Origin of the sequence: Algorimicrobium algoritergicola, from assembly GCF_008086165.1 — a bacterium.
In the GTDB taxonomy this organism is placed as follows: domain Bacteria; phylum Bacteroidota; class Bacteroidia; order Flavobacteriales; family Flavobacteriaceae; genus Algorimicrobium; species Algorimicrobium algoritergicola.
The window spans coordinates 434,069-458,370 of record NZ_VSKL01000001.1 but is presented as its reverse complement, the minus strand read 5'-3'; the positions used below and the strand labels follow the sequence as shown (position 1 = coordinate 458,370).

At 33.5% G+C, this 24,302-nt stretch carries 17 protein-coding genes and 1 pseudogene; 8 read left to right on the top strand and 10 right to left on the bottom strand.

Annotated features, from left to right (window positions below; translation table 11 throughout):
- The first annotated feature begins 94 nt into the window (after positions 1–94).
- Positions 95–1,894 (top strand): hypothetical protein, encoded by a 1,800-nt coding sequence (locus tag ES675_RS02165; protein WP_066249255.1) that lies wholly within the window; start codon positions 95–97, stop codon positions 1,892–1,894.
- Between the two features lie 14 nt (positions 1,895–1,908).
- Here ES675_RS02165 and nadD (ES675_RS02160) read toward each other — a convergent pair.
- Positions 1,909–2,415, bottom strand: a pseudogene (gene nadD, locus ES675_RS02160) (nicotinate (nicotinamide) nucleotide adenylyltransferase).
- Between the two features lie 541 nt (positions 2,416–2,956).
- Here nadD (ES675_RS02160) and ES675_RS02155 point away from each other — a divergent pair.
- A complete protein-coding gene (locus ES675_RS02155; protein ID WP_066249260.1) occupies positions 2,957–7,180 on the top strand; it encodes an HYR domain-containing protein in 4,224 nt (1,407 codons plus the stop codon).
- A gap of 421 nt (positions 7,181–7,601) precedes the next feature.
- Here the strand turns inward: ES675_RS02155 and nadD (ES675_RS02150) are convergent, their stop codons facing one another.
- From nadD (ES675_RS02150) to ES675_RS02140, 3 genes are read right to left on the bottom strand one after another with little or no spacing between them, the layout of a single operon-like run.
- Entirely contained in the window at positions 7,602–8,180 is a 579-nt protein-coding gene (nadD, locus tag ES675_RS02150) for a nicotinate (nicotinamide) nucleotide adenylyltransferase (protein ID WP_066249263.1), read from the bottom strand.
- 9 nt (positions 8,181–8,189) lie between these two features.
- The gene (gmk, locus tag ES675_RS02145; RefSeq protein ID WP_148367212.1) at positions 8,190–8,780 is read right to left on the bottom strand and encodes a guanylate kinase; all 591 of its coding nucleotides are present in this window, start codon (positions 8,778–8,780) and stop codon (positions 8,190–8,192) included.
- A 41-nt stretch (positions 8,781–8,821) separates the two neighbouring features.
- Entirely contained in the window at positions 8,822–9,679 is an 858-nt protein-coding gene (locus ES675_RS02140; protein ID WP_066249266.1) for a YicC/YloC family endoribonuclease, read from the bottom strand.
- Between the two features lie 116 nt (positions 9,680–9,795).
- On the opposite strand from ES675_RS02140, the gene ES675_RS02135 reads away from it, so the two are divergent.
- Positions 9,796–10,275, top strand: coding sequence for an acyl-CoA thioesterase (locus tag ES675_RS02135; RefSeq protein ID WP_066249270.1), 480 nt, complete (start codon positions 9,796–9,798; stop codon positions 10,273–10,275).
- Here the strand turns inward: ES675_RS02135 and ES675_RS02130 are convergent.
- The 3 genes from ES675_RS02130 to ES675_RS02120 form a co-directional block, all read right to left on the bottom strand.
- Positions 10,264–11,160: a DMT family transporter gene (locus ES675_RS02130; protein WP_066249274.1), complete on the bottom strand. Its 897-nt coding sequence runs from the start codon at positions 11,158–11,160 to the stop codon at positions 10,264–10,266. The two genes, ES675_RS02135 and ES675_RS02130, sit on opposite strands and share 12 nt — an antisense overlap.
- The gene (locus ES675_RS02125) at positions 11,153–11,506 is read right to left on the bottom strand and encodes an arsenate reductase family protein (RefSeq protein ID WP_066249278.1); all 354 of its coding nucleotides are present in this window, start codon (positions 11,504–11,506) and stop codon (positions 11,153–11,155) included. Before ES675_RS02125 ends, ES675_RS02130 begins: the two co-directional genes overlap by 8 nt.
- 116 nt (positions 11,507–11,622) lie before the next feature.
- Positions 11,623–12,336, bottom strand: a complete 714-nt coding sequence (locus ES675_RS02120) for a DUF3298 and DUF4163 domain-containing protein (protein WP_066249282.1) — start codon at positions 12,334–12,336, stop codon at positions 11,623–11,625.
- A gap of 140 nt (positions 12,337–12,476) precedes the next feature.
- Here ES675_RS02120 and ES675_RS02115 point away from each other — a divergent pair, with 140 nt between their 5' ends.
- Complete coding sequence (locus ES675_RS02115) at positions 12,477–13,616, top strand: trans-sulfuration enzyme family protein (RefSeq protein WP_066249286.1); 1,140 nt, start codon at positions 12,477–12,479, stop codon at positions 13,614–13,616.
- Between the two features lie 173 nt (positions 13,617–13,789).
- On the opposite strand, the gene ES675_RS02110 is transcribed toward ES675_RS02115, so the two are convergent.
- A complete protein-coding gene (locus ES675_RS02110) occupies positions 13,790–14,590 on the bottom strand; it encodes a THC0290_0291 family protein (protein WP_066249290.1) in 801 nt (266 codons plus the stop codon).
- A 237-nt stretch (positions 14,591–14,827) separates the two neighbouring features.
- On the opposite strand from ES675_RS02110, the gene gdhA reads away from it, so the two are divergent.
- On the top strand, positions 14,828–16,171 hold the full coding sequence (gene gdhA, locus ES675_RS02105) for an NADP-specific glutamate dehydrogenase (protein WP_066249293.1): 1,344 nt from the start codon (positions 14,828–14,830) through the stop codon (positions 16,169–16,171).
- Between the two features lie 31 nt (positions 16,172–16,202).
- Here the strand turns inward: gdhA and ES675_RS02100 are convergent, their stop codons facing one another.
- Entirely contained in the window at positions 16,203–17,267 is a 1,065-nt protein-coding gene (locus tag ES675_RS02100) for an alginate O-acetyltransferase AlgX-related protein (protein WP_066249296.1), read from the bottom strand.
- Positions 17,267–18,373, bottom strand: coding sequence for an MBOAT family O-acyltransferase (locus ES675_RS02095; RefSeq protein WP_231931263.1), 1,107 nt, complete (start codon positions 18,371–18,373; stop codon positions 17,267–17,269). Before ES675_RS02095 ends, ES675_RS02100 begins: the two co-directional genes overlap by 1 nt.
- Positions 18,374–18,779: 406 nt before the next feature.
- On the opposite strand from ES675_RS02095, the gene porZ reads away from it, so the two are divergent.
- The 3 genes from porZ to ES675_RS02080 are packed head-to-tail and all read left to right on the top strand — an operon-like array spanning position 18,780 to position 24,289.
- Positions 18,780–21,152: a type IX secretion system anionic LPS delivery protein PorZ gene (porZ, locus tag ES675_RS02090; RefSeq protein ID WP_066249304.1), complete on the top strand. Its 2,373-nt coding sequence runs from the start codon at positions 18,780–18,782 to the stop codon at positions 21,150–21,152.
- Complete coding sequence (gene recO, locus ES675_RS02085; protein WP_066249308.1) at positions 21,152–21,868, top strand: DNA repair protein RecO; 717 nt, start codon at positions 21,152–21,154, stop codon at positions 21,866–21,868. The genes porZ and recO overlap by 1 nt, the downstream gene beginning before the upstream one ends.
- Before the next feature lie 21 nt (positions 21,869–21,889).
- The gene (locus ES675_RS02080; RefSeq protein WP_066249312.1) at positions 21,890–24,289 is read left to right on the top strand and encodes a TonB-dependent receptor plug domain-containing protein; all 2,400 of its coding nucleotides are present in this window, start codon (positions 21,890–21,892) and stop codon (positions 24,287–24,289) included.
- Positions 24,290–24,302: the final 13 nt, after the last annotated feature.

Genomic DNA, 24,302 nt, shown 5'->3' with positions numbered 1-24,302 from the left:
CAATAAAAGACTAAAAGGTATGATAATTATCATTTTTTAGGAAGTTTACATTTGGCACCTTTGCGTCTTAATTATTTTTTAAAAAATACATTTCATGATAGCTCCAAAACACACACATAATTTTCATATTCCTGTTATGGGTTTAGCCTATACCATAGATAGCCCTATTCGTGTGGCGCAATACGGGATTTCGTCTGTAATTTCCATTATTGACGATGAGCTTTTAGAGCGTATGAACGCTTTTTATAGTGAAAAATTTAGTTTGCCTTATCAGGAAATTTCTAAAAAAGTAGACGATTATCGTGCTAAACGTATTACGGCATATTTAAACTTGGTAGATACCATTGTTAAAAATAAGTTTGTAAAATTTAAAGAAGAAATTTCAGAAAGCAAATCGGCTCTAGAGAATTTTATAGATATGCTTCCCAATAAATCCAACATCAAACAAGGACTTTCAAATTTGTTAGGTGAAGGTTTGATGCTTAAAGATAGCATTAAAAACTATGTAGACTCCCATTTATCGGCTGGTGAAATTGATGTGAATATCATGACCAAAATTGATAAAGAAAACTTTATTAAATCGGAACAATTACCAGTGGAATTTAATGATGCACATGCATCACTTCGCGGTTTTGCTAATAGTAATTTAAGTTCGTCTGTGGTGCTTTCTGCAGGTATGAACCCAAGATTATATAGCTATTTTGAGAATTTCAACGATTTTTATCCCAATGCAAAAAATCAGATCACAAAGAAAATTATTTTAAAGGTAAGTGATTTCCGTTCTGCTATAATTCAAGGGAAATTTTTAGCCAAAAAGGGTCTTTGGGTTTCCGAATACCGAATTGAATCAGGTTTAAATTGTGGTGGTCATGCCTTTGCTACAGACGGGCATTTATTGGGACCCATTTTAGAAGAATTTAAATGCAAAAAATCAGAGTTAATACAAGACACACATACCGTTTTTGTTAAAGCATTAACGGATAAAGCGTTGTTTACCCCAGAACAACCATTAGATATAAAAATAACCGTTCAAGGCGGTGTTGGTACGGCTGCGGAACACGATTTTTTAATTAACAACTATCAGGTGGATTCTGTAGGTTGGGGAAGTCCATTTTTATTAGTTCCAGAAGCGACATCTGTAGATAAGGAAACACGAAAATTATTGGCAGAAGCTAAAGAATCCGATTTGTATTTAAGTGGTATTTCGCCATTAGGCGTGCCTTTTAATACCATTAAGGGAACGTCTAACGAGTTTTATAAGCAAACCCGTATTGATAATAACAAAGCGGGAAGTTCATGTCCTAAAAAGTTTTTAGCATTGAGTAAAGAGTTTGGGCCAGAAGGTATTTGTACGGCATCCAAAAAATATCAGGATGTAAAATTGGAGGAACTTGATGCGAGAAAAGAAACGTTGACAGCTACTATTTATGAAATGACAAAAAATAAAATCACTGAAAAAGCCTGCCTTTGTGTTGGTCTTGCCAATGCGTCCTATTTAGAAAATGAGATGCCTGTAAAAGGGCAGCAGCAAGGTGTGGTAATTTGTCCTGGACCCAATTTGGCTTATTTTGATAAAGAAGTTTCATTGGCACAAATGGTTAAGCATATTTATGGAAAAACATCCGTTTTATCGGATACTTACAGACCAAATATGTTTGTAAAAGAGCTGAAAATGTATGTGGATTACTTAAAGAATGACATAGCCACGTTTACAGATGATTTATCAGCGAAGCAAATTAAAAAATGGACAGCCTTTAAAGCTAATTTATTAGAAGGCGTGGGCTATTATCAAAAACTATTTAAGGAAACGATTCACGCAAATACTGCATTAATTCAGGCAGATATTATAGTTTATGAACAAGCTATAAATGGTATTGAAATTCCCGTTTTATAGTCGGGTGAAAGGATTTATTTGTAAAAATTCATCTCATCAATATACTGCCAAACGGTTTTGAGGTAACATGGGTTTTACATTGATACCATTTTTTATAGACTGTCTGATAAATGTAGAAGATAGTTCTATAATGGGTGCATGCACATGATGAATGCGTTTATCGTTATCAAATTGGGTTTCAATCGGGCCTTCAGAAATTCTAGGAAACACATAAATATCATGATTGTCCAGAATAACTTGATAGTTTTCCACTTGTGAAAGCTCTTTAAATTGTCTTCACCCATAATTAATGAAAATTCATGATGTGGATATTTTTCCTGTAAATGTGCCAAAGTATTTACCGTGTAATTGGGTTGTGGTAACGAAAATTCAATATCGCTTGGTTGGAGTTTGTCATAGTCTTCTGTGGCACGAAAAACCATTTCCAAACGTTGGTAATTATCCAATAAGGATTGTTTCTTTTTAAACGGGCTAAATTTATTAATAGTGCTACTATAGATGGTGTAATGAGTGGCTATCACATTGGACCTTCTTTTGATTTACAGACTAAAACTATCTGCAAAAATTTGAGTATAAGATAAAACTTTGTACAGCTCAATAAAACGATATTAATTTTAACCAATATTAGTTGCTTTTTCTTCGAAAATGCTAGTACACAAAAACGTAACGAACGACGCCTTTATTGCTACTAAACATAGAATATAGTAGAAAGTAATATACTTTGATAAAAAGTGTAAGCCCATATTAATGTACAATTAGTAGCTTAGTTTTGTATTTCAAACAGGCAATTAGTAATTTTTAAGAAGATAGAATTTTACCACTTTTAGTATAAATTTGTTGTAAGATAAATAGTGTTAATGACTAGTAAAATTCTTACAAATAAAAAAACAGTTATATTGCACGCCAATCAAAAAAGTCTTCTTTAAATCTTCACAATTAAATAATGCTGATTTAATAATAACTTTTCTAAAAACCATTTATTATTAAATAGAGATTTCTTTATACAAGTCATTTGTATTCAGCAATTTATCGATTAACCCAAATGCCTAATAATTTAAACCTATGAAAAAACACTACAAGCTATTTAATTCGAAAAATTTAAACATAAAAAGGTATTACACTTTATTACTAATAGCATTTTTAATAGGCTTAAGTACAACAGCTCAAGTATATGTTTCGCCAACAGGTTCTGGAACAGAAAGCGGAAATAGTTGGGCAAACGCTACAACTATAGCGGGTTTATACGCCAATCATATGAATAATGGCTATGTTAGTGACGAGATTTGGTTATTAGAGGGTTCCTATGATTTAGCTTTTAACCAAGGACGAGGCTTGATATTTATCTATGGAGGTTTTAATGGAACAGAGTCTTTAAAATCAGAGCGAAACCTTACACAAAACATAACAATAATTGAGAACAATTATTTAGTGCTTGTTGAAGCGTATCGGGTTGTTTTAGATGGTATTACATTTCAAAATAGCGCCGTATTATTTTGTCCTGAAGGTATTATTACGAATTGTGTTTTTGATAATAGTCCACTTCAAGTAAGAGACTCACCGGGACCGGGTAGTTTAGAAATTACAGACTCTACCTTTAAAAATGTGGATGGTGTTAGGTTTGCTAACAACGGAGCCATTTTTGCTCATAAACAAGCGATTAAAATTATGAGGTGTCTTTTTAAAGATAATATTAGTCCGGATGAAGGAGGTGCAATTACAGGAAGTGATAATAATGTGGAAATTTATGAAAGTAAATTTATTAATAACTCAGCTGTTACTGGCGGAGCTATTAAATTACAAAACCCTATACGTACAAAAATAGCAAACTCTCTTTTTGATGGGAATTCTGCAGAAGTAGGTGGTGCGATAAACATGACTGGAGTAATTGGTACTTCACATTATCTAACTGTGAATACCTTTGTGAATAATTCAGGGAGTTCTGTAAACACAAGTTCAGGAAGTGCTTTTCATGCTTATATGCCCCTTTATTCTCAAATATATATATTAAATAATATTATATGGGATAACATGGGAGCCGGGACACAAGTTTATATTTATGATGAAAATTTTATTAATAACGGCTATGGAAGCTCGAGGGTTTGGAATAACCTTATTATGAATAACTCCATAAACAATCACCCTCATACGCAACAGGTTTACACATTTGATCCTTTGCTAAATCTAGATTATAGCTTATCAGATTGTTCGCCCGCTATTAACACAGGTTCAGAGAATGTAAGTTCAGAAGTTAATGGAAGATTAAACAGAATCACTGATCTTGCAGGAAACCCAAGAATATATAATGGAGAGCAATTAGACCTTGGGGCTTTTGAGTCTCAAGGTGGATCAAATAATACTGTTCCAAGTGTCGTAACTCAAGATATCTCAGTAGTATTAGATGTTACTGGAACTGCAACTATAACAGCTAGTCAAATTGATAACGGTTCAACAGATGCTTGTGGCATTCCAACTTTCACTTTAGATACAACAAGTTTTGACTGTACAAATATTGGAGAAAATACAGTTGTGTTAACCTTAACAAATATTACTGGAAACAGTGCTAGCGCGAATGCAATTGTTACTATTGAAGATAATAGTGCACCAGTTGTAGCAACTCAAGATATTACGGTAGTAATAGATGCTAATGGAACTGCAAATATTACAGCTAATGATATAGATAACGGTTCAACAGATAATTGTGGAATTGCGAGCTTAGTATTAGACATAACAACTTTTGATTGTTCAAATCAAGGTGAAAATACAGTCGCACTAACCGCAACAGATGTTAATGGAAATAGTGCAAATGCGAATGCAACAGTTACTGTTATTAGTGGGCCAATAGTAATTACTCAAGATCTTACAGCAGTGTTAGATGCTAATGGAGCAGTAACAATTACAGCCAACGATATAGATAATGGGTCTACAGATAATTGTGGAACTCCAACTTTAGCTTTAGACATAACAAGTTTTGACTGTACAAATCTTGGAGAAAATACAGTTTTATTAACCGTAACAAATACTAATGGAGATACTGCTAGCGCCAATGCTATTGTTACTATTCAAGATAATATGATTCCTGTAATTACCTGTCCTAACGACATTGTAGTAAATATTGATACTGGTAGTTGTGGAGCTATTGTAACATTTACAGCCCCTACATTTACAGATAACTGTAATGTAGTTGTGGAGCAAATTGCGGGTTTACCAAGTGGAAGCGAATTCTCTCAGGGCATAACAACTAATACATTTCAAATTGTAGATAGTGCTGGAAATATAGCAACTTGTAGTTTTACTGTTACTGTTGAAGATGATAATATTCCTGAAATTACTTGTATCAACGATATTGTAATAGCTAATGATATTGGCAGCTGTGGAGCTATAGTAACATTTGCCGATCCTATATTTACAGATAACTGTAGTGTTGTAATGGAGCAAATTTTAGGTTTACCAAGTGGAAGTGAATTCCCTCCGGGTGTAACTACCAATACATTTGAAGTTGTTGATGGTGCTGGAAATAATGTAAGCTGTAGCTTTACTGTAACTGTGAATAGTGCTAAAGCTCCAACCGTTATTAGCCAAAACATAAGCATTCAGCTTGACGAAAATGGAATTGTATCTATTAACCCTGCCGATGTAGATAGTGGAAGTTTTAGTTGTGTAGCTGCAAGCTTAGCTTTAGATATAACGAGCTTTGATTGTACTAATATTGGCGAAAATACAGTTGTTTTAACCGTGTCAGATAGCAATGGAAATAGCGCTAACGCGAATGCAATTGTTACTGTTCAAGATAATACACCGCCAACTGTAGTTGTTCAAAATATCGTAGTAGCATTAGATGTTACTGGCAGTATAACTATTACAGCAAGCGATATAGATACTGGTTCCTTTGATAATTGTGGAATTACAACTTTTGATTTAAACAAAACAATTTTTGATTGTACTAATATTGGCGATAATACGGTTAGCTTAACCCTAACAGATGCTAATGGAAATAGTGAGACTAGAAATGCGGTTGTTACTGTTAGAGCTAATATAAGCCCTGTAATTAGCTGTTTAAACAATATGATAGTAGATACAGATTCTAGTACCTGTGGTGCTATAGTAACATTTACAAACCCTATAATAGAAAGTTGCAGTGTAATAAATACGGGGCAATTACTAGTAAATGGATATGCAGATCAAGATTTAATAGGTTGGGACATTACTGATTTTCCTTCTGTAGGCGGGTGGTGGATCGTGATGGATGGGAGATTCCAAACCACTATTGGCCAGCATGCTAAAAGTCAGGTAATTGACCTGATGGCGCAAGGTTACGCCACATCTTGGTTGGATAAATCTCCAAATATTGTAGTTTCTGAAGATTACTTGGGGCATGCTGATACTGCAGCACCATGGCATTTTAACGATATTTATTTTTACACCGCAGAATTAAGAGATGAGAATGGAGCTGTTTTAGATTCCTATAGCACTGGTGAATTAACCTGTTTGGCTATCACACAAACAGTGTCGCATACTTTTTCAAACTATCCAGCAGGAGTAAGGTATATTTTTATTGAACACGGAGGGAGACCTATAGAAAGTAATATAGGAAATAATGGACCATCAATTGATAATTCTATAGTTGAAATTCAGTCTAATCTAGAATTGGATCAAATTTCAGGTTTACCAAGTGGAAGTGAATTCCCTATTGGCACAACAACCAATACCTTTGAAGTTATTAACGAAATAGGAACTATTTCAAGCTGTAGCTTTACAGTAACTGTTAACGATACGGAAGCACCAATTGCGGTTAGTCAAAACATAACCGTTCAGCTTGAAGAGAATGGAAACGTAACTATTAGCCCGGCCGATGTGGATGGAGGAAGTACAGATAATTGTGGAATTGCAAACTTAACTTTAGACATCACAACTTTTAATTGTAATAATGTAGGAACGCCAACTCTAGTTACGTTAACGGCAACAGATACCAATGGAAACTCAGACAGTAGTACAGCTACAGTAACGGTAGAAGATAACGGTAATTGTGAGCCTTTAGGCGTAACTGATTTTAATCTTTCAAAGCTGCTAGTTTATCCAAATCCAACGACAGATAGATTTACAATAAAGGGATTAGAAAACAGTAGTTCTACTATTCAAATAATTTCCACTCATGGTCAAGTAATTAAAACAATTTATAACTATGCATCAGGAGATATTTCTATAAAAAATCTAGAAAATGCAGTTTATTTTGTGAAAATTGTTACAAATGAAACTTCCCAAATAAAAAGAGTTGTAAAAAATAATTAAAATAGTTTACATTTTAAAAGTAGAAAAGCGGTACAAGAAATTGTAGCGCTTTTATTTTTTATAATGACTATTATCCATAATTAAAAAATAAAGGATTTTCCTATATTGTTATTGCTCTTAATAGTCTTTGTAAACTCATTTTTGCATTGATGATTATAAATTAATAACTATTTTAATATAAAACAACGCTTATTCAATCTTTTAAGATACTACAAGGAGTGGCTTTGTATTCATACAAATAAGTTTTAAAGAATTTAAAAAACGATGATACCAACATTATTTATCACCCCTTAATTATGCGTCAATTGGATACTGTTAGGAGGCGAATAAAAGGTCAAAAATGTATTATTGATCGGAAAAAAGTACAAGCTGTTTTAAAAACCTCAAAACACAGCAAACCTTAAAAGATTGTGGGAATAGCTTACTTATAAAAATTCATCTCATCAATATACTGCCAAACCGCTTGTGGTAACATGGGTTTTACATTGAAACTGTCTTTAATGGATTGTCTGATAAATGTGGATGATAATTCTATAATAGGTGCATTTACATGATGAATGCGTTTATGGCCATCAAATTGGGTTTCAATGGTGCCTTCTGAAATTCTAGGATATACATAAATATCATGATTGTCCAGAATAAATTGGTAATTTTTCCACTTGTGAAAGCTCTTTAAATTGTCTTCACCCATAATTAAGGAAAATTCATGATGTGGATATTTTTCCTGTAAATGTGCCAAGGTATTTACCGTGTAATTGGGTTGTGGTAACGAAAATTCAATATCGCTTGGTTGGAGTTTGTCATAATCTTCGGTGGCGCGAAAAACCATTTCCAAACGCTGGTAATTATCTAATAAGGATTGTTTCTTTTTAAACGGACTTTGTGGTGTTACTACTAACCAAATTTGATCCAAATCACTTTGTTCAGCAAGCTGATTGGCAATAATAAGATGTCCAATATGAATAGGATTAAAGGTTCCGAAGTATAAGCCTATTTTCATAAGTGTTATTTAGGGTTTTAAAAAATTAGAAACCAAGCTTTCGGCTTCTACCAACGCTTTTTCCAAGTTATCATTTTCAATAATAACATCAAAAAGTGGTGCTGTTGCTAATTCCGCTGATGCTTTAGCAATACGCATGTTTATTTTATCGTCCGTTTCTGTTTTACGCTTTTTTAGTCGAATTTTTAATTCGTCAATACTGGGTGGTTTTACAAAAACAGCGAGTGTTTCTTTTGGGAATTTTCGCTTAATACGTAAACCGCCAGATACATCAATATCAAAAATAACATGTTTGCCCTGTGCCCAAATACGTTCCACTTCAGTTTTTAAAGTGCCATAAAAATTATCGCGATATACTTCTTCCCATTCAAGAAATTCATCAGCTTTAATTTTGTTTTTAAACGCTTGAGCCGACAGAAAATAATAGTCTTTAGCATCTATTTCGTCACCACGTTTTTCACGAGACGTAGCAGAAATAGAAAACTCTAAATTTAAAGCGTCTAAACCTAAAAGGTGACGTACAATAGTGGTTTTTCCAGATCCTGATGGTGCAGAGAATACAATTAGTTTACCTGTATGGTTGTTGGTTTGTTGTGTCAAAGTAATTTTATTTTAAAAACGAATAGAAATGGATTATTCTGTTATAGTACGTTTAAGAGTTGTTCTTTTATTTTCTCCAATTCATCTTTCATTTGCACGACTAATTTTTGCATAGGTGCATAATTACTTTTTGAACCAATTGTGTTGATTTCACGACCCATTTCCTGACCAATAAACCCTAATTTTTTACCGTTAGAATCGTCAGAATCTAAAGCCTGAACAAAATAATCTAAATGGTTTTTTAAACGAACTTTTTCTTCCGTGATATCAAATTTTTCGATGTAGAAAACCAATTCTTGCTCAAATCTATTTTCGTCAACTTTCTCTTTTAATTCTTCAACACCTTTGCGTAAACGCTCACGAACACCTTCAATACGTTCCGGATCCATGGTAATAATTTCTTCTAAAATATTCGTGATGTTCTGAACACGATTTCTAAAATCCAATTCTAGTGCTTTCCCTTCATCCAAACGATAGGTGTCAATATTTTTTAGTGCTATTTTTACTTCGCCTAAAATAATATTCCATTCGTTTTCATCAATTTCTTCACGTTCGGTATTTAACGCGTCTGGAAAACGTACAGCCATTTTTAGCAGTTCAGTGTCATCACCATCTACCAATTCTTTTAGCTGCTTCATGTATTGTTTTACAGCTGGTTTGTTAATTTGTGTGCTGGTTTCTTCGCCAGTCATTTCAACATAAATAGAAAAATCAATCTTGCCACGTTCTAATTGATTACCAATTAGCTTGCGTAAACTCAATTCTTTTTCTCTGTAAATTGAAGGCATTCTGGCATTCAAATCTAGGTTTTTACTGTTTAACGATTTCACTTCAATCGTTACTTTTTTGGTTGGTAACTGTAAAACAGATTTCCCATAACCAGTCATTGAATGTATCATAATTCTTAAATAAAGTTGCACAAAGGTAATTAAAACTGAAGGTTTAGAAAACTGTGAGCGAATATTATGCGCAGCAAGTAGATTTATGTAATTTTGCAACTTAATTTTTTATAAAAATGTATACCAAACAATTCGAAATTCGTTGGAGCGATGTGGATGCCAACAGACATTTAGCAAATAGTGCATATACCAATTTTATGAGTCATACGCGAATGGCTTTTTTAATTGAAAAAGGGTTTTCCATGAAGGAACTTGCACATTTTAATATTGGTCCAGTGGTTTTTTATGAACACATGTATTATTTTAAAGAAGTGTTTATGGGAAAACCATTAACGGTAAGTTTGGAAGTTTCTGGATTGAGTGAAGATGGTATGTTTTTTAAATTCGACCATAATTTCTACAACCATAAAGGCGAAAATATAGCACATTGTGAAATGCTTGGTGCTTGGATGGATTTAAAAACACGAAAATTAGTCAATTTACCTGCGGAATTATTAGAGCAAGCCGAGACGTTTCCGAAGACAAAAAATTTCAAGTATTTAACAAAAGAGGACACACGTGCTGGAAGCAAAAAGCCAGTGGATTTAAGTCTTTAATTTTGGTTTTTTAGTTACTAAATAAACACCAGTAAATATAAGTGCTGCAGCTACAAGTTTTACCACATTCATGGTGTCGCTACCCATTAATATGGCGAAAATACCAGCAATAACAGGTTGTATGTACAAAAATGTACTAACTGTAGATGCTTTTAAATGGCGTAAAGCAATAGGATTTAATAAGTAAGTGGTAAAGGTGGCGCCAATTATTACGAACAGCACGGAAAATATGATGTAAGGCGAGAATCCATGCCAATTAATCGTGGTAACTTCATGGTATCCAAATGGTAAAACGAGTATAAACCCGAATAAAAACAACCATTTTATAAACGTAAACGGATGGTATTTATCGGTTATTTTTTTAATGAGAATTAAATAAATACTATAAGAAACCGCATTAATAAATACCAATAAGTTTCCCAATGGGATATTATCACCAATTTGAGTAGATTTTCCATAAATACTTAAAATTATAGCACCTGAAAAACCTAAAACGATTCCAGATATTTTAAGACTGGTAATGCGTTCTTTTAAAAATATAGCTGATAGGGTTAATACGACAATGGGAACAACTGTCATGATTACTGATGCATGGATTGGAGTGGTATACTCAAAGCCTTTGAAAAACGTAAGCATGTTTAAGGCAATCCCGAAAATAGAAGCTACAAAAAACTTGATATAATCTTGTTTGTCAATTTTTTGTTTAGGTGTAAATAGGCTTAAAAGCCAAAAAAGAATGCAAGCTCCAAAAACGCGAAGAACAATAAACCCGAAAGGTTTTATATGGCCATCATCAATCACATCGTTTGCAAAGGTGAAGGTAAAACCATAAATAACCTGAACCAAGAAAACGGCGATAAGGGCATAAACCCGCGTGTTATTCAATTAAAGCTGCCTTTAAATTTTCAATTGTCTTTTTTGTATTCCCTATAAAAATCTGATCATTAAAAATAACAACTGGTCGGCTTAAAAAGGTGTAATGTTCCAAAATGTACTGTTTATAATCAGCTTCAGTTAAGTCGGTATTTTTTAAATCCATTTCGCTATACAGTTTTGCACGCTTGCTAAAAAGTGCTTCATAACTACCAGAAAGTTTCTTCATGGCTTCAAGCTGTTTAACAGTTATAGCATCCTGTTTTATATCTTGAAACTCAAAGCCAGAAGGCCAATTGATGCTTTTAATAATACGGGTACAGGTACTACAGGTTTTTAAAAAGTAAACTTTTTTCATAAATATAAAGGCTGTTTTAAGAATACGGCACAAAGTAAACCCATTTATAGAAAAAAACAAGATTATAGCCAGTCGCTTTGTCTAATGATAAAGCTGAAAATGAATCTAGCCTTATATTACATAAAATTTAAATAAGGCACTAAATCATCAAAAGGAATGGTGAATTCGGTTAAACCAGTAGAATATGGCGCTACTTCATAACTGTTGTAAAGTAGAATAACGCCTGTTTCATTAAAGCCTATATTTTGAGGGAGGACAAAATTATCAGGTTCAAAATAGAGCTCTTTTTTGTCTGCTATTTGATCATTAAAATAATCTTCTGCCACTGTTTTAAAAGCATTCATATCGTTGAATAATTGTTCGTTTTTAAGTGATTGACCTGTTAAGGCATCAAAATTTAAAAACGAAACAACCAAGCTGCCATGAGCACCTCCTGTATTGAGATAATTGGTAATAACAACGGAAATAACGGCTTCAGATTGATACATGATTTCACCATCAATTTGTGCTTCCCATTCTAAAGCACTTTCAGGAAATTCAGATTTAAAACTCGCGTATTCTGAATTAAATTTGTCGATGCTTTCTGAAATGGACATATTTTTGGCAACCGAATCTTCATCCAAATTTAAACTCGCACTAACCATAGCTTCTATAGATGCATTGATGTTGTTTTTTACAGCTTCAGCGCCTTCTGCTTGTGGTATATTTATTTCAACAATCTTGTTTTGATTGGTGGTAAAGTTTTTTTCTGAAAATGTGATTTTTGTTTCTTCATCTTCACAGGAAAAAACAAGAAAAATAAGAGATAAGAGTACAATTGAGCGTTGCATAAAGATAGTGCGTTAATTAATTATTAAAGATAATTATTGCATTTGAATACACCGAATTAAACCCTAACTTTATGAAAATATTATTTAATCATACATATAGTTTTTGATTTAATAAAACTTTGTAATGAACACTATAAAAGATGAAATTCAATACGAAAACAATTCACGGTGGGCAAAAACTGGACCCAGCTTATGGTGCCGTGATGCCACCAATCTATCAAACAACAACGTATGCACAAAGCACGCCTGGAGGACATAAAGGATTTGAATATTCACGAAGCAAGAACCCAACCCGAAGTGCATTAGAAAACGCCGTTGCTAGTATTGAGAATGGTAATTATGGAATGGCTTTTGGTTCTGGTTTGGCAGCAATTGATGCGGTTATTAAACTTTTAGAATCTGGCGATGAGGTTATATCTACCAGCGATTTATATGGAGGATCGTATCGATTATTTATGGCTATATTTAAAAAATTCGGTATTACATTTCATTTTGTTGACATGAAAAATGCCAATAATATTGAAAACTATGTGAATGAAAACACAAAACTGCTTTGGGTGGAAACACCAACCAACCCCATGATGAATATTATTGATGTTAAAGCATGTGCTGCAATTTCCAAAAAACATAACTTGTTATTAGCAGTTGATAATACCTTTGCTACGTCTTATTTACAGCAGCCGTTGGATTTAGGTGCTGACATTGTTATGCATTCTGCAACCAAATATTTGGGTGGTCATAGTGATGTGGTATTGGGCGTTTTGGCCGTAAAAGATAAAGAACTTGCTGATAAATTATACTTTATTCAAAATGCTAGTGGCGCTGTTTGTGGTCCGCAGGATAGTTTTTTAGTTTTAAGAGGTATCAAAACATTACATATTAGAATGCAACGGCATTGTGAAAATGGTCGTGCGGTTGCTGAATATTTAAGCACACATGCTAAAATAGAAAATGTGTATTGGCCAGGATTTGAAAATCATCCAAACCATGTGATTGCCAAAACACAAATGAAAGATTTTGGCGGTATGATTTCATTTACAACTAAAGGGAATAATTATGAAGAAGCTATAAAAATTGTGGAAAAGTTGAGAATTTTCACTTTAGCGGAATCTTTAGGAGGTGTGGAATCCTTAGCTGGACATCCGGCTAGTATGACACATGCGAGTATTCCGAAAGAAGAACGTGAAAAAACAGGTGTTGTAGACTCCTTAATTAGGTTGAGTGTTGGGATTGAAGATATTGACGATTTAATTGCCGATTTAAAACAGGCTATCGGATAACGAATTAGAAGAAATGAAAGAGGCTATCTAAAAAGTCAAATTTTACTCTTAATGTCACATTGAGCGCAGTCGAAATGTTTTGGTTTCAAAATTTGAAAACTTCGACTGTGCTCAGCTTGACCTGGGTCAGTTACTTTTAGACAGTCTCTTTCTATGCTGTAATATGATTATTTTTAATCTAAATAATAAATGTATCCAACGTTTAGCCAAAGTAGATAATCGTTGTTTTTATTGGATTCTAATTGGTGATTTAAACCATCTATCCAATCACTAAAATAGGTTTGTAAACGCAAGTCTAGCATTAAATCTGATAATGCCGTTAATTTATAACGAACACCAAGACTCGTTACCATAGACCACGCACTTCCAGAAGCTGGATTAATAGAGCCAGGTTCCCAAGGACCCCAAAAATTGCTCGCATTTAAAATGTTATTATCGGCTATTCCAGTAGTAGGGTTTGTATAACTTGTAAACGCTTTAGGATTATAAGACGTATAATGTGCACCAAGGCTTACAAAAGGTGCTAAACGATAACTAAATGATTGAAAGTCGCGAATACTTAATGGAAAGTATTCCAACTGCATTCCAATATCAAAATTATTTGCTTCACCAGTATGTTTTCGGAGTTTTTCGGCATTTTCACCGCTGCCTTCCGCCCATTGACCATGATGGTCTAATTTTGTTTTGTTGAAAGATATTTCACTTCGTAATTTAAAGTGATCGTTAAAATAGGTGTCTGTAGAATAACAGTTACAATCTGCTCTGTAGGCAAAGTTTATATAGTGAACAATACCAATTCCAAAACCGGAGTTTCCGTAGTTGGTACCTTCATCATTACGAACCCCAAAATCCGATCTAAACTGAACAGGACCAACAATGGCACCTATTTCGTGTGAAAATCCTAATTGCGAATATCCAGAATGCAAACCAGCAAACAGGAGTATAAAAACAGGTAATAGTTTCAATTTGAGCATAGTCTGATTCTCATGTGTTTAGAGCAAATTACTAACAAATATATAAAATAGACGTAACTACCCAAATTTATTTCGCAATTACGAGTATAAATGTATGTAATTAACTCATAAATAAACAAATTATTTTCATGATCTTACAATTATGAATAACAAAAAAATAAGCATTGTTTTTTAAAGATAATGTATATTTGTGGCCACATAACTAATTATTATAAAATTTTTTAAAGAGAAAAGTAAATGAAAGACAAAATTGACACTTTTTTAAACTTGGTAAAAAAGAAAGATGGGCATGAGCCTGAATTTCTACAAGCTGTACACGAAGTTGCGGAAGCTGTAATTCCTTTTATTGAAGAAAATCCTAAGTATAAGGGCAAAATGTTATTAGAGCGTATGGTGGAACCAGAGCGTACCATTATGTTTCGAGTGCCTTGGATTGATGATCAAGGACAGACTCAAGTAAATAGAGGATTTAGAGTAGAGTTTAACTCTGCTATTGGACCCTATAAAGGTGGATTGCGTTTTCATCCGTCTGTAAACTTAAGTATTTTAAAGTTTTTAGGTTTCGAACAAGTGTTTAAAAACTCTTTAACCACGTTGCCAATGGGTGGCGGGAAAGGTGGGTCAGATTTTGACCCGAAAGGGAAAAGTGATATTGAAGTTATGCGTTTTTGCCAATCTTTTATGTCTGAATTATTTCGGCATATTGGTCCAAATACAGATGTACCAGCTGGTGATATAGGTGTGGGTGGTCGTGAGGTTGGTTATATGTTTGGTCAATACAAGCGATTACGTAATGAATTTACTGGTGTTATAACGGGTAAAGGAATTTCTTTTGGTGGATCATTAATTCGTCCAGAAGCAACAGGTTATGGTTGTGTGTATTTTGCACAAAATATGTTAGCTACCAAAGGCGATTCATTAAAAGGTAAAACGGTGGTTGTTTCAGGTTCTGGAAATGTAGCACAATATGCGTGTGAGAAAATTACCGAATTAGGTGGTAAAGTTGTTACAATGTCTGATTCTTCAGGTTATATCCATGATAAAGCTGGAATTGATGCTGAAAAATTAGCATACGTTATGGATATTAAAAATGTTCAAAGAGGTCGAATAAGTGATTACTTAAATAAATATCCATCTGCTACATTCCATAGTGGCGAAAGACCATGGTTAGTGGCTTGTGATGTTGCCATGCCATGTGCCACTCAAAACGAGTTGAATGGAGACGAAGCAAATACGTTGATTAAAAATAATGTTGTAGTAGTAGCCGAAGGTGCAAACATGCCTGCAACACCAGAAGCTATTGAAGCATTTCAAAAAGCTCACGTTATGTTCGCGCCAGGAAAAGCATCTAATGCTGGCGGTGTCGCCACATCTGGTTTAGAAATGAGTCAAAACTCATTGCGTTATAATTGGACTCGTGAAGAGGTGGATAATAAATTGCATGATATTATGGATGCTATTCATGAATCATGTGTTACATATGGCAAACAAAAGGATGGTTATATAGATTACGTAAAAGGAGCAAATATTGCTGGTTTTGTAAAAATAGCCGATGCCATGTTAGCGCAAGGTGTTGTTTAAAACAACGAAATAAATAAATATAAAGCGTCTTCTAGTTTTCTAGGAGGCTTTTTTTCTTGAGAAGAACATTAATATTTCGTTCAACAATTTCGAAAATTACGATATCAGGTTTTTCTTCTTCAATATGCTTTTTATTAACGGTGTAATTTTTAACGTAATTAATAGCGCCAAAACTCTCATTAAAATAAGGCATCCAATTATATGAGAATGAGTCATAATGCATAAAAAGCTTCGGGTTGTTTACACTATTTTTAGTTGAATTAATTGGTGTTGTTTTTTTTGCAAGTGTTGGCGCAGATTCTTCAATATTCAGATTAATCATTTTTATAATATCACCTTGCTTTACTGGCTTAACTTGAAAAACATAATCATCTAAGGTCACCGTTGAGATTTTAAAATCTTCATTTAAAATCTTCATCGTTTCTTGATAACCTATAAAAGCACCATATTCATTCCAATGAGAATCTGTCTTTAAGTATAGTTGATTGAAATTTTTCGCTGCTAACAACGGCTCGGTTAAATCAATGATTTCGAAATTTATTTGTGCTTTTAAATAATTTTTTAAGACACTTAAATTGGATTCATAAACCTTAAACTGAAACGGTAAATGTTCCCTGTAAATAGTGTTTTTATTAGGCGGGACAACTATATAAAACATAATATTTTGTTCATTTAAATAGGTTTTAATTTCTAGAATCCTTCTACTAATTTCTTGAAGTTCGTCTGTATTAAAAGTATTGTTTCCAAAGGCATTATTAAGTGAATTGTTATAGCTATTTCCTAAAAAATACCAACCATTCAAACCTTTAACTACTTTATTTGGCATAGGTGTTTCTTGAAGCGTATGAGATTTAAAATCAATATAGTTGTTTACCAATGTGGTTTTTAATCCGAAGTTTTCTGTGTAGTAATTTTTAAATTCAGTAATGGAATGGATTGGTTGGTTTAAATCAAAATTTGGTACTTCTTGAAAGGCTCTATTTTCATTGTTTTCCGTTGTTTCCAAATTAAAAAACATAACCACATTAGGTGCTACTATCATCATTATAAAAATGATAATAAAAAGCCAATGTAATATGTTTTGTTTGTTTTTCATTAAAAGCGGAAATAAATAAACGGGTTATAAGAATCGGTTGCTATGTAAGTGAAACATATGAGTAAGAGAATAAAAAGTCCTATTAATTTTAATGGTAAAAATAATTTTTTAGTTCCAGATGTTAGATTGGAATTTAAAATAGCATATACGATCTTTTTATAAATAGGTGTGGACAATAAAAGTGCGGCTGCAAGCACAAATAGCATTTCTTTGGTCAAATAAAAGTTTAAAAAAGCTGTATTGGTTTCAAGTGAGAAATTGAACATGGTCACCAAATAGTTAAACGCATCAGTCATGGTATCGTTTCTAAAAAACACCCAAGAAATATTTAAAACGAAAAGAAAATATAAATGAGATAAAATTGCTGGACGCTTTGAATCCGTGTCTTTAAAATTCCATTCAATTATGATAAATAAACCATGGAAAAGTCCCCAAAAAATAAAAGTCCAATTAGCACCATGCCATAAGCCAGTAACAAAAAACACAATAATTAAGTTGGCGTATGTGCGCCATTTCCCTTCTCGACTTCCACCAAGGGAAATGTATAAATAATCTTTAAACCAATTAGAAAGGGTTATGTGCCATCGTCTCCAAAACTCTCTAATAGATTTAGAAATATAGGGATAGTCAAAGTTTTCAGGAAAATTAAAACCAAACATTTTACCCAAACCTATGGCCATATCCGAATACCCTGAAAAATCATAGTAAATTTGAAAACTATAGACTATTGTTCCCAACCAGGCAATGAGTACTGAAGACTCAGATGGCGGTAAATTAAAAATGGCGTCTGCCAAAATCGCACAATTATTAGCGATAATCATTTTTTTAGAAAGCCCAATTATAAAACGTTCTACGCCTTCATAAAAAAGTGATACGGTTACGACTCTACTTTTTAGCTCTTTTTCAATTACAGCATACCTTACAATTGGACCAGCAATAAGTTGCGGAAATAAGGTAACATAGGTTGCGAAATCAATAAAGTTTTTACATGCTTTTACCTGGCCACGATATACATCAATGGTGTAAGACATGGTTTGGAAGGTGTAAAAACTAATACCTATTGGAAGTGCAATATTAGAGAAATTTAGAGCGCCCTCTGGACTCATATTAAAACCTTCTAAAAGGCTTATTAAGTTGCCTGAAATAAAATTGGCATACTTAAAATAGAGTAGAATGGATATATTAAATGTAATAGAAATGTATAAGCCAAGTTTCCTTTTCCCTTTGCTAATAATTAGACCGCTAATGTAATCTACAGCTGCTGATAGTAGAATTAATAGGACTAATTCTTTTTCTCCCCACGTATAAAAAACTAGGCTAAAAGCTAATAGTGTAAAGTTTTTAAATTTTTTAGGAGTTAAAAAATAGACAAACAAAACAAGCGGAAGAAATAAAAATAGAAATATAGGACTGCTAAATAACATTAAATAAGCCTAGTTAATAAAACCAAAAATACAATAAAATATAGTATTTTTGGTTTAAACTATACGCTTTAAAAAACAACGAACTTTAATGAAGATAATTCAAAACAAGCTATTTTTTATTTTAGCACTTTTTCTAGTGTCTAATATGGTTTTTAGTCAAGATTATTCTGCAGATTGGAAAGGGCATTTCTCATTTTTAAATATTCAGAGTGTTTCGAGAGGTGAAACCAAAATTTATGTCGCATCAGATAATGCCATTTTTAGTTTTGATATTGTTACTAGAGAAATGGAACAAATTACTACTATTAACGGTTTGTCTGGAGAGTTGATTACTACAATATATTACAGTGAGGCTTATCGTTTAGTTCTTGTTGGTTTTGAGAATGGATTAATGGAAATAATTTTTGAAGATGATGATGATATTTTGAGTATTGTTGATATTAAGGATAAACCAAATATTGCACCAGATAGAAAGAGAATTAATCATTTTAATTTGATAGACAATTTGGTTTACGTGGCAACGGATTATGGTATTTCAGTTTACGATATACAGAATTTGGAATTTGGTGACACCTTTTTTATTGGTAATGGAGGTGCTCAAATATCGGTAAAGCAGACAACCTTTTTCAATGACCATATTTATGCTGCCTGTTACAACGAGAATGGCATAAAAAAAGCGTTAATCTCAAGTCCAGACTTAATTGATTACCAACAATGGGAAAGCCTTGTTACAGGTAATTATACATTTATTCAAGAAGTAGATAATAACCTTTATGCCATTAGAGCAAATAGAGTTATGTATAAAATTGATACGGATGATAGGTTTTTAAATTTATTCAGGTATTCAGTCTTGCCTAATGATATGGTTAGTATCAGTGATAAGTTGTTGGTGTCTACAAAAGATAACGTCTTTGTTTATGATAGGGTGCTCAATACTTTAGCCACGGTGAATCAGATTGATAATTATCCAACAGAATTTTCATGTGCCACCATATTTGAAAACGACAAACTTTATTTAGGTACTAAAAACATTATAAATCAAGGAAAACCAGGTTTTGGTATTTTAGAAACGAATTTAAACGATTTAACTAGTTTTAATGAGATTCATCCAGATGGTCCATTGTTGAACACTGTTTTTTCTGTAGAAATTAAAAATAGTAATCTTTGGTGCACGTTTGGAGGCTATTCAGCTTCTTACGCATTTCAAGGAAATACATATACTGGAATAAGTCACTATGTTAATGAGCAATGGATTAATAAACCGTATGATTCTATTTTGGCCGTTGTAGATGAGCCACGATATATATCTCATATAGCCATCAACCCCTTTAACATAAACCAAGTATATGTAAGTTCTTATTATTCAGGCTTAATTGAAATACTGAATGATGAGGTTATTGATATATACGATGAAAATAACAGTACCATTATTCCCTTTGCAGCAGAATTATGCTTAACGCTTACTGCAAATTATGATAGTCAAGGTGCGCTTTGGGTTACCAACGGACGTGTAGAAAGTCCTTTAAATAGATTTAAAGATGGTTCCTGGTCATCATACGACTTAACGGGGATTATTAGTTCGCCAACTAGTAATTTAGGGTTTTCAGATATTGTTTTTGATCGATCAGGGAATGTGTTTTTTGGCTCTTATAGCGCTGGAATAATTGGGTTAAACTTAAGTGGAAATGGAGAATTTAAAAATATAGTGGACGACAGCCAGAATATGCCAACGCCGTATGTAACGTCTGTTGCTATGGATAAAAATAATCAAGTCTGGATTGGAACCAGTAATGGTTTACGCGTTTTATATAACACGACTAGTTTCTTCTCGGAAAGTAATCCACAGGTTCAAGATATTATCATTTTAGAAGATGGTGTACCAAAAGAATTATTATACCAGCAATTTGTATCCGATATTGAAGTAGATGGCGCTAATAACAAATGGATTGCCGCCATTGGTTCGGGTGTTTTTTATTTTTCAGCTGATGGTCAAAATACCATTCGTCATTTTACTAAAGACAATTCGCCTTTACCAAGTAATGATGTTGTTGATATTACAATAGATGAAATAAATGGTGATGTGTATTTTGCTACGCGTAATGGTCTGGTATCCTTTGGTTCTGGTAGTTCAGAAACGCAACAAACCTTGGCAAATGCTTATGTATATCCAAACCCCGTGCGACCAACATTTAATATCACAGAAGAAAAAGTAAAAATTAAAGATATTTCTGAAAACGTCAATATTAAAATTACCGATATTGAAGGGAATTTGGTAGCGGAAGCACAATCTAGAACCAACTCAAGATACAAAGGATACAATTTAGAAATTGATGGTGGAATTGCGTATTGGAATGGTAATAATCTAGCAAATAATGTTGTAAAAACAGGTGTTTATCTGGTTATGCTTTCCGATTTAGACACCTTTGAAACAAAGGTCATTAAAGTAATGGTTGTGCGCTAATGTCTGCATCTGAAAAAGCCATTGTACTATCAAAAATCAAATATCGCGATAACGATTTAATTGTCAGCTGCTATACACAACACAGAGGCTTGTCCAGTTATTTAATCCGTGGGGCGTTTAAAAGCAAACGCTCCGGAACCATTGCCTACTACCAGTTGTTATCGCAAATTGAAATTGTAGAAACCTACAAACCCAATCAGTCGCTTCACTATATAAAAGAGGTAAAATCGAGTTTTATTTATAACACACTTCATACCAATGTTATAAAGAGTAGTATCGTGTTATTTTTATCAGAAGTATTAGCCAATGTGTTAAAAGAGGAAGAACAGAACCACTTACTTTTCGATTATTTAGAAACGGCTTTACAATGGTTGGACTCTGAACCTAATTATGCTAATTTTCATTTGTTATTTTTTTTAAAGCTCACTAAATATTTAGGTTTTTATCCCGATACAGATCATGTAGAAACAGGTGTTTTTAATTTGCAATCTGGATATTTTCAACCGAGTAAAACGCATATCTACGCAGTTTCATCTGAAAATAATGCCCTATTAAAGCAACTGTTAGGCATGAATTTTGATGCCTTAAATACAGTTAAATTACAAGCAGAACAACGCCAAGCCTTCTTAAATATGCTTATGCAATATTATGAGTTACATTTGGGGTATTTTAGAAAACCAAAATCACTGCAAATATTTAACCAAGTGTTTAGATAAATACCAATTAACCCTCATTTTATGAAAGTTCAATTTGTTTTCAGTTTGTGTTTGCTTTGCGTGTTTTTGAGTCAAGCCCAGCAAATAACGGTTTTAGAAACAGATACTAACTTACCAATTCCTGGTGTTATCATTTCAAATGCTTCACAATCTATAATCACGAATCTAAATGGCGAGGCCAATTTGGATGTGTTTTCGAGTCATGATATCCTGGAATTTCAAGCTGATAATTATCATCTCTTAGCGTTAGCCAAAAATCAAATTCAGAATAATTCCATCACATTAAAGGGTCGTGTTGGACTGGATGAGGTTGTAATTTCTGCCTCAAAATTCGAGCAAAGTAAACGCGATATTCCTCAAAAGATTGTTAATATTTCAGCTAAAGAAATCCAATTTAATAATCCACAAACAAGTGCTGATTTACTGCAAGAAACAGGAAATGTTTACATTCAAAAAAGTCAGTTAGGAGGCGGAAGCCCTATGATTCGTGGGTTTTCAACCAACAGACTTTTAATAACCATTGATGGTGTTCGGATGAATAATGCCATTTTTAGAGGTGGAAATCTTCAAAATGTTATTTCTATAGATCCCTTAAGTATTCAAAATACGGAAATTACGCTAGGAGCAGGTTCTGTAGTTTATGGTAGTGATGCCATAGGAGGCGTAATGGGTTTTTACACCAAAAAACCACAGTTATCCTATAAAGATGAGGTTTATATTAAAGGTCATGCCTTAGCGCGATATGCAACGGCCAACAATGAAAAAACGGGTCACGTAGATATTAATTTTGGACTAAAAAAATGGGCATTTTTAACCAGTATCAGCTATAGTGATTTTGACGATTTACGAATGGGAAGTCATGGTCCAACAGACTATTTACGCCCAGAATACGTACAAACCTCCAATGGTTTAGATGAAGTAGTCATCAATGAAAATCCTAAGGTTCAAAAACCAACAGGTTTCAATCAATTTCATGCGATGCAAAAAGTACGCTTTGAAGCCGATGACGACCTGCATGTAGATTTTGGAGCGTATTATTCTACCACGTCGGATTATCCGCGTTATGACAGACTCATTCAATATAAAAATGAAAACTTAAGAGCGGCTGAATGGTACTATGGTCCGCAAGAATGGTTTATGAGTAATTTACAAGTTACGCAGTCTAATAGTAAATCTGTGTTATATGATAAAGCTCAAACTACATTTGCATATCAACACTTTAAGGAAAGTCGTCATGATCGGGATTTTCAATCCGTTATAAAAAACAATAGGGAAGAGCAAGTAAATGCTTTTTCGGCAAACTTGGATTTGGAGAAACAATTAAGCCCTAAAACAGCTCTTTTTTATGGCGCCGAATATGTGTATAATTTGGTAAACTCTAGTGGTAATGAAGAGGATATTAGTACAGGAATTAGCATGCCAACGGTTTCTAGATATCCAGATGGTGCTACCTGGCAATCAATGGCTGCTTATACTAGTTTGAAATACAAGCCGTCTTCCGAGCTTATTTTTCAGACAGGTATTCGCTATAATCAGGTTTTAACAAAGGCTGATTTTACGGAGAACAATGCATATTTAAACTTGCCTTTTAATACGGCTGAAATTAATTCAGGTGCTTTTACGGGAACAGCTGGTGTTAGCTGGATGCCTAGCAATATGATACAATGGAAACTTAATGCGTCAACCGCTTTTAGAGCGCCAAATGTTGATGATATTGGTAAGGTTTTCGATTCTGAACCAGGCAGTGTTGTGGTGCCAAATAATAATTTGAAATCGGAATATGCTTATGGTGGTGAATTGGGCTTACTCTTAAACTTTAGTGATGTGGTAATTTTAGATTTAGCAACGTATTACACATTTCTAGATAATGCTTTAGTTCGAAGAGATTATACCATAAACGGTGCATCTGAAATTTTATATGATGGTGAAATGAGTACGGTTCAAGCTATTCAAAATGCATCAAAAGCATGGATTTATGGTTTTGAAGTGGGACTAAATATCAATTTTTCAAAATCGGTTAAATTCTTATCACAGTACAATATTATTGGAGGTACGGAAGAAGACGATGGTATTGAAGTTCCTATTCGTCATGTTGCGCCACGCTTTGGTAATGCGCATGTAGTATGGCAAAAGCAACGTTTTAAAATTGATGGGTTTGTGAATTTTAATGGCGAATTATCATACCAACAATTAGCACCTTCAGAACAGGCTAAAGATTATTTATATGCCAAAGATTCCAATGGAAATCCTTTTTCACCTTCGTGGTACACCTTGAATGTCCGAACGCATTATCAATTTAAGGACGGTATTGCCGTTACAGCAGGATTGGAAAATATTACGGATCAACGGTATAAAACCTATTCCTCCGGAATTGCATCTCCTGGAAGAAATTTTGTGGTGTCTTTACACTATACACTATAAAAAAAGCGGTTGA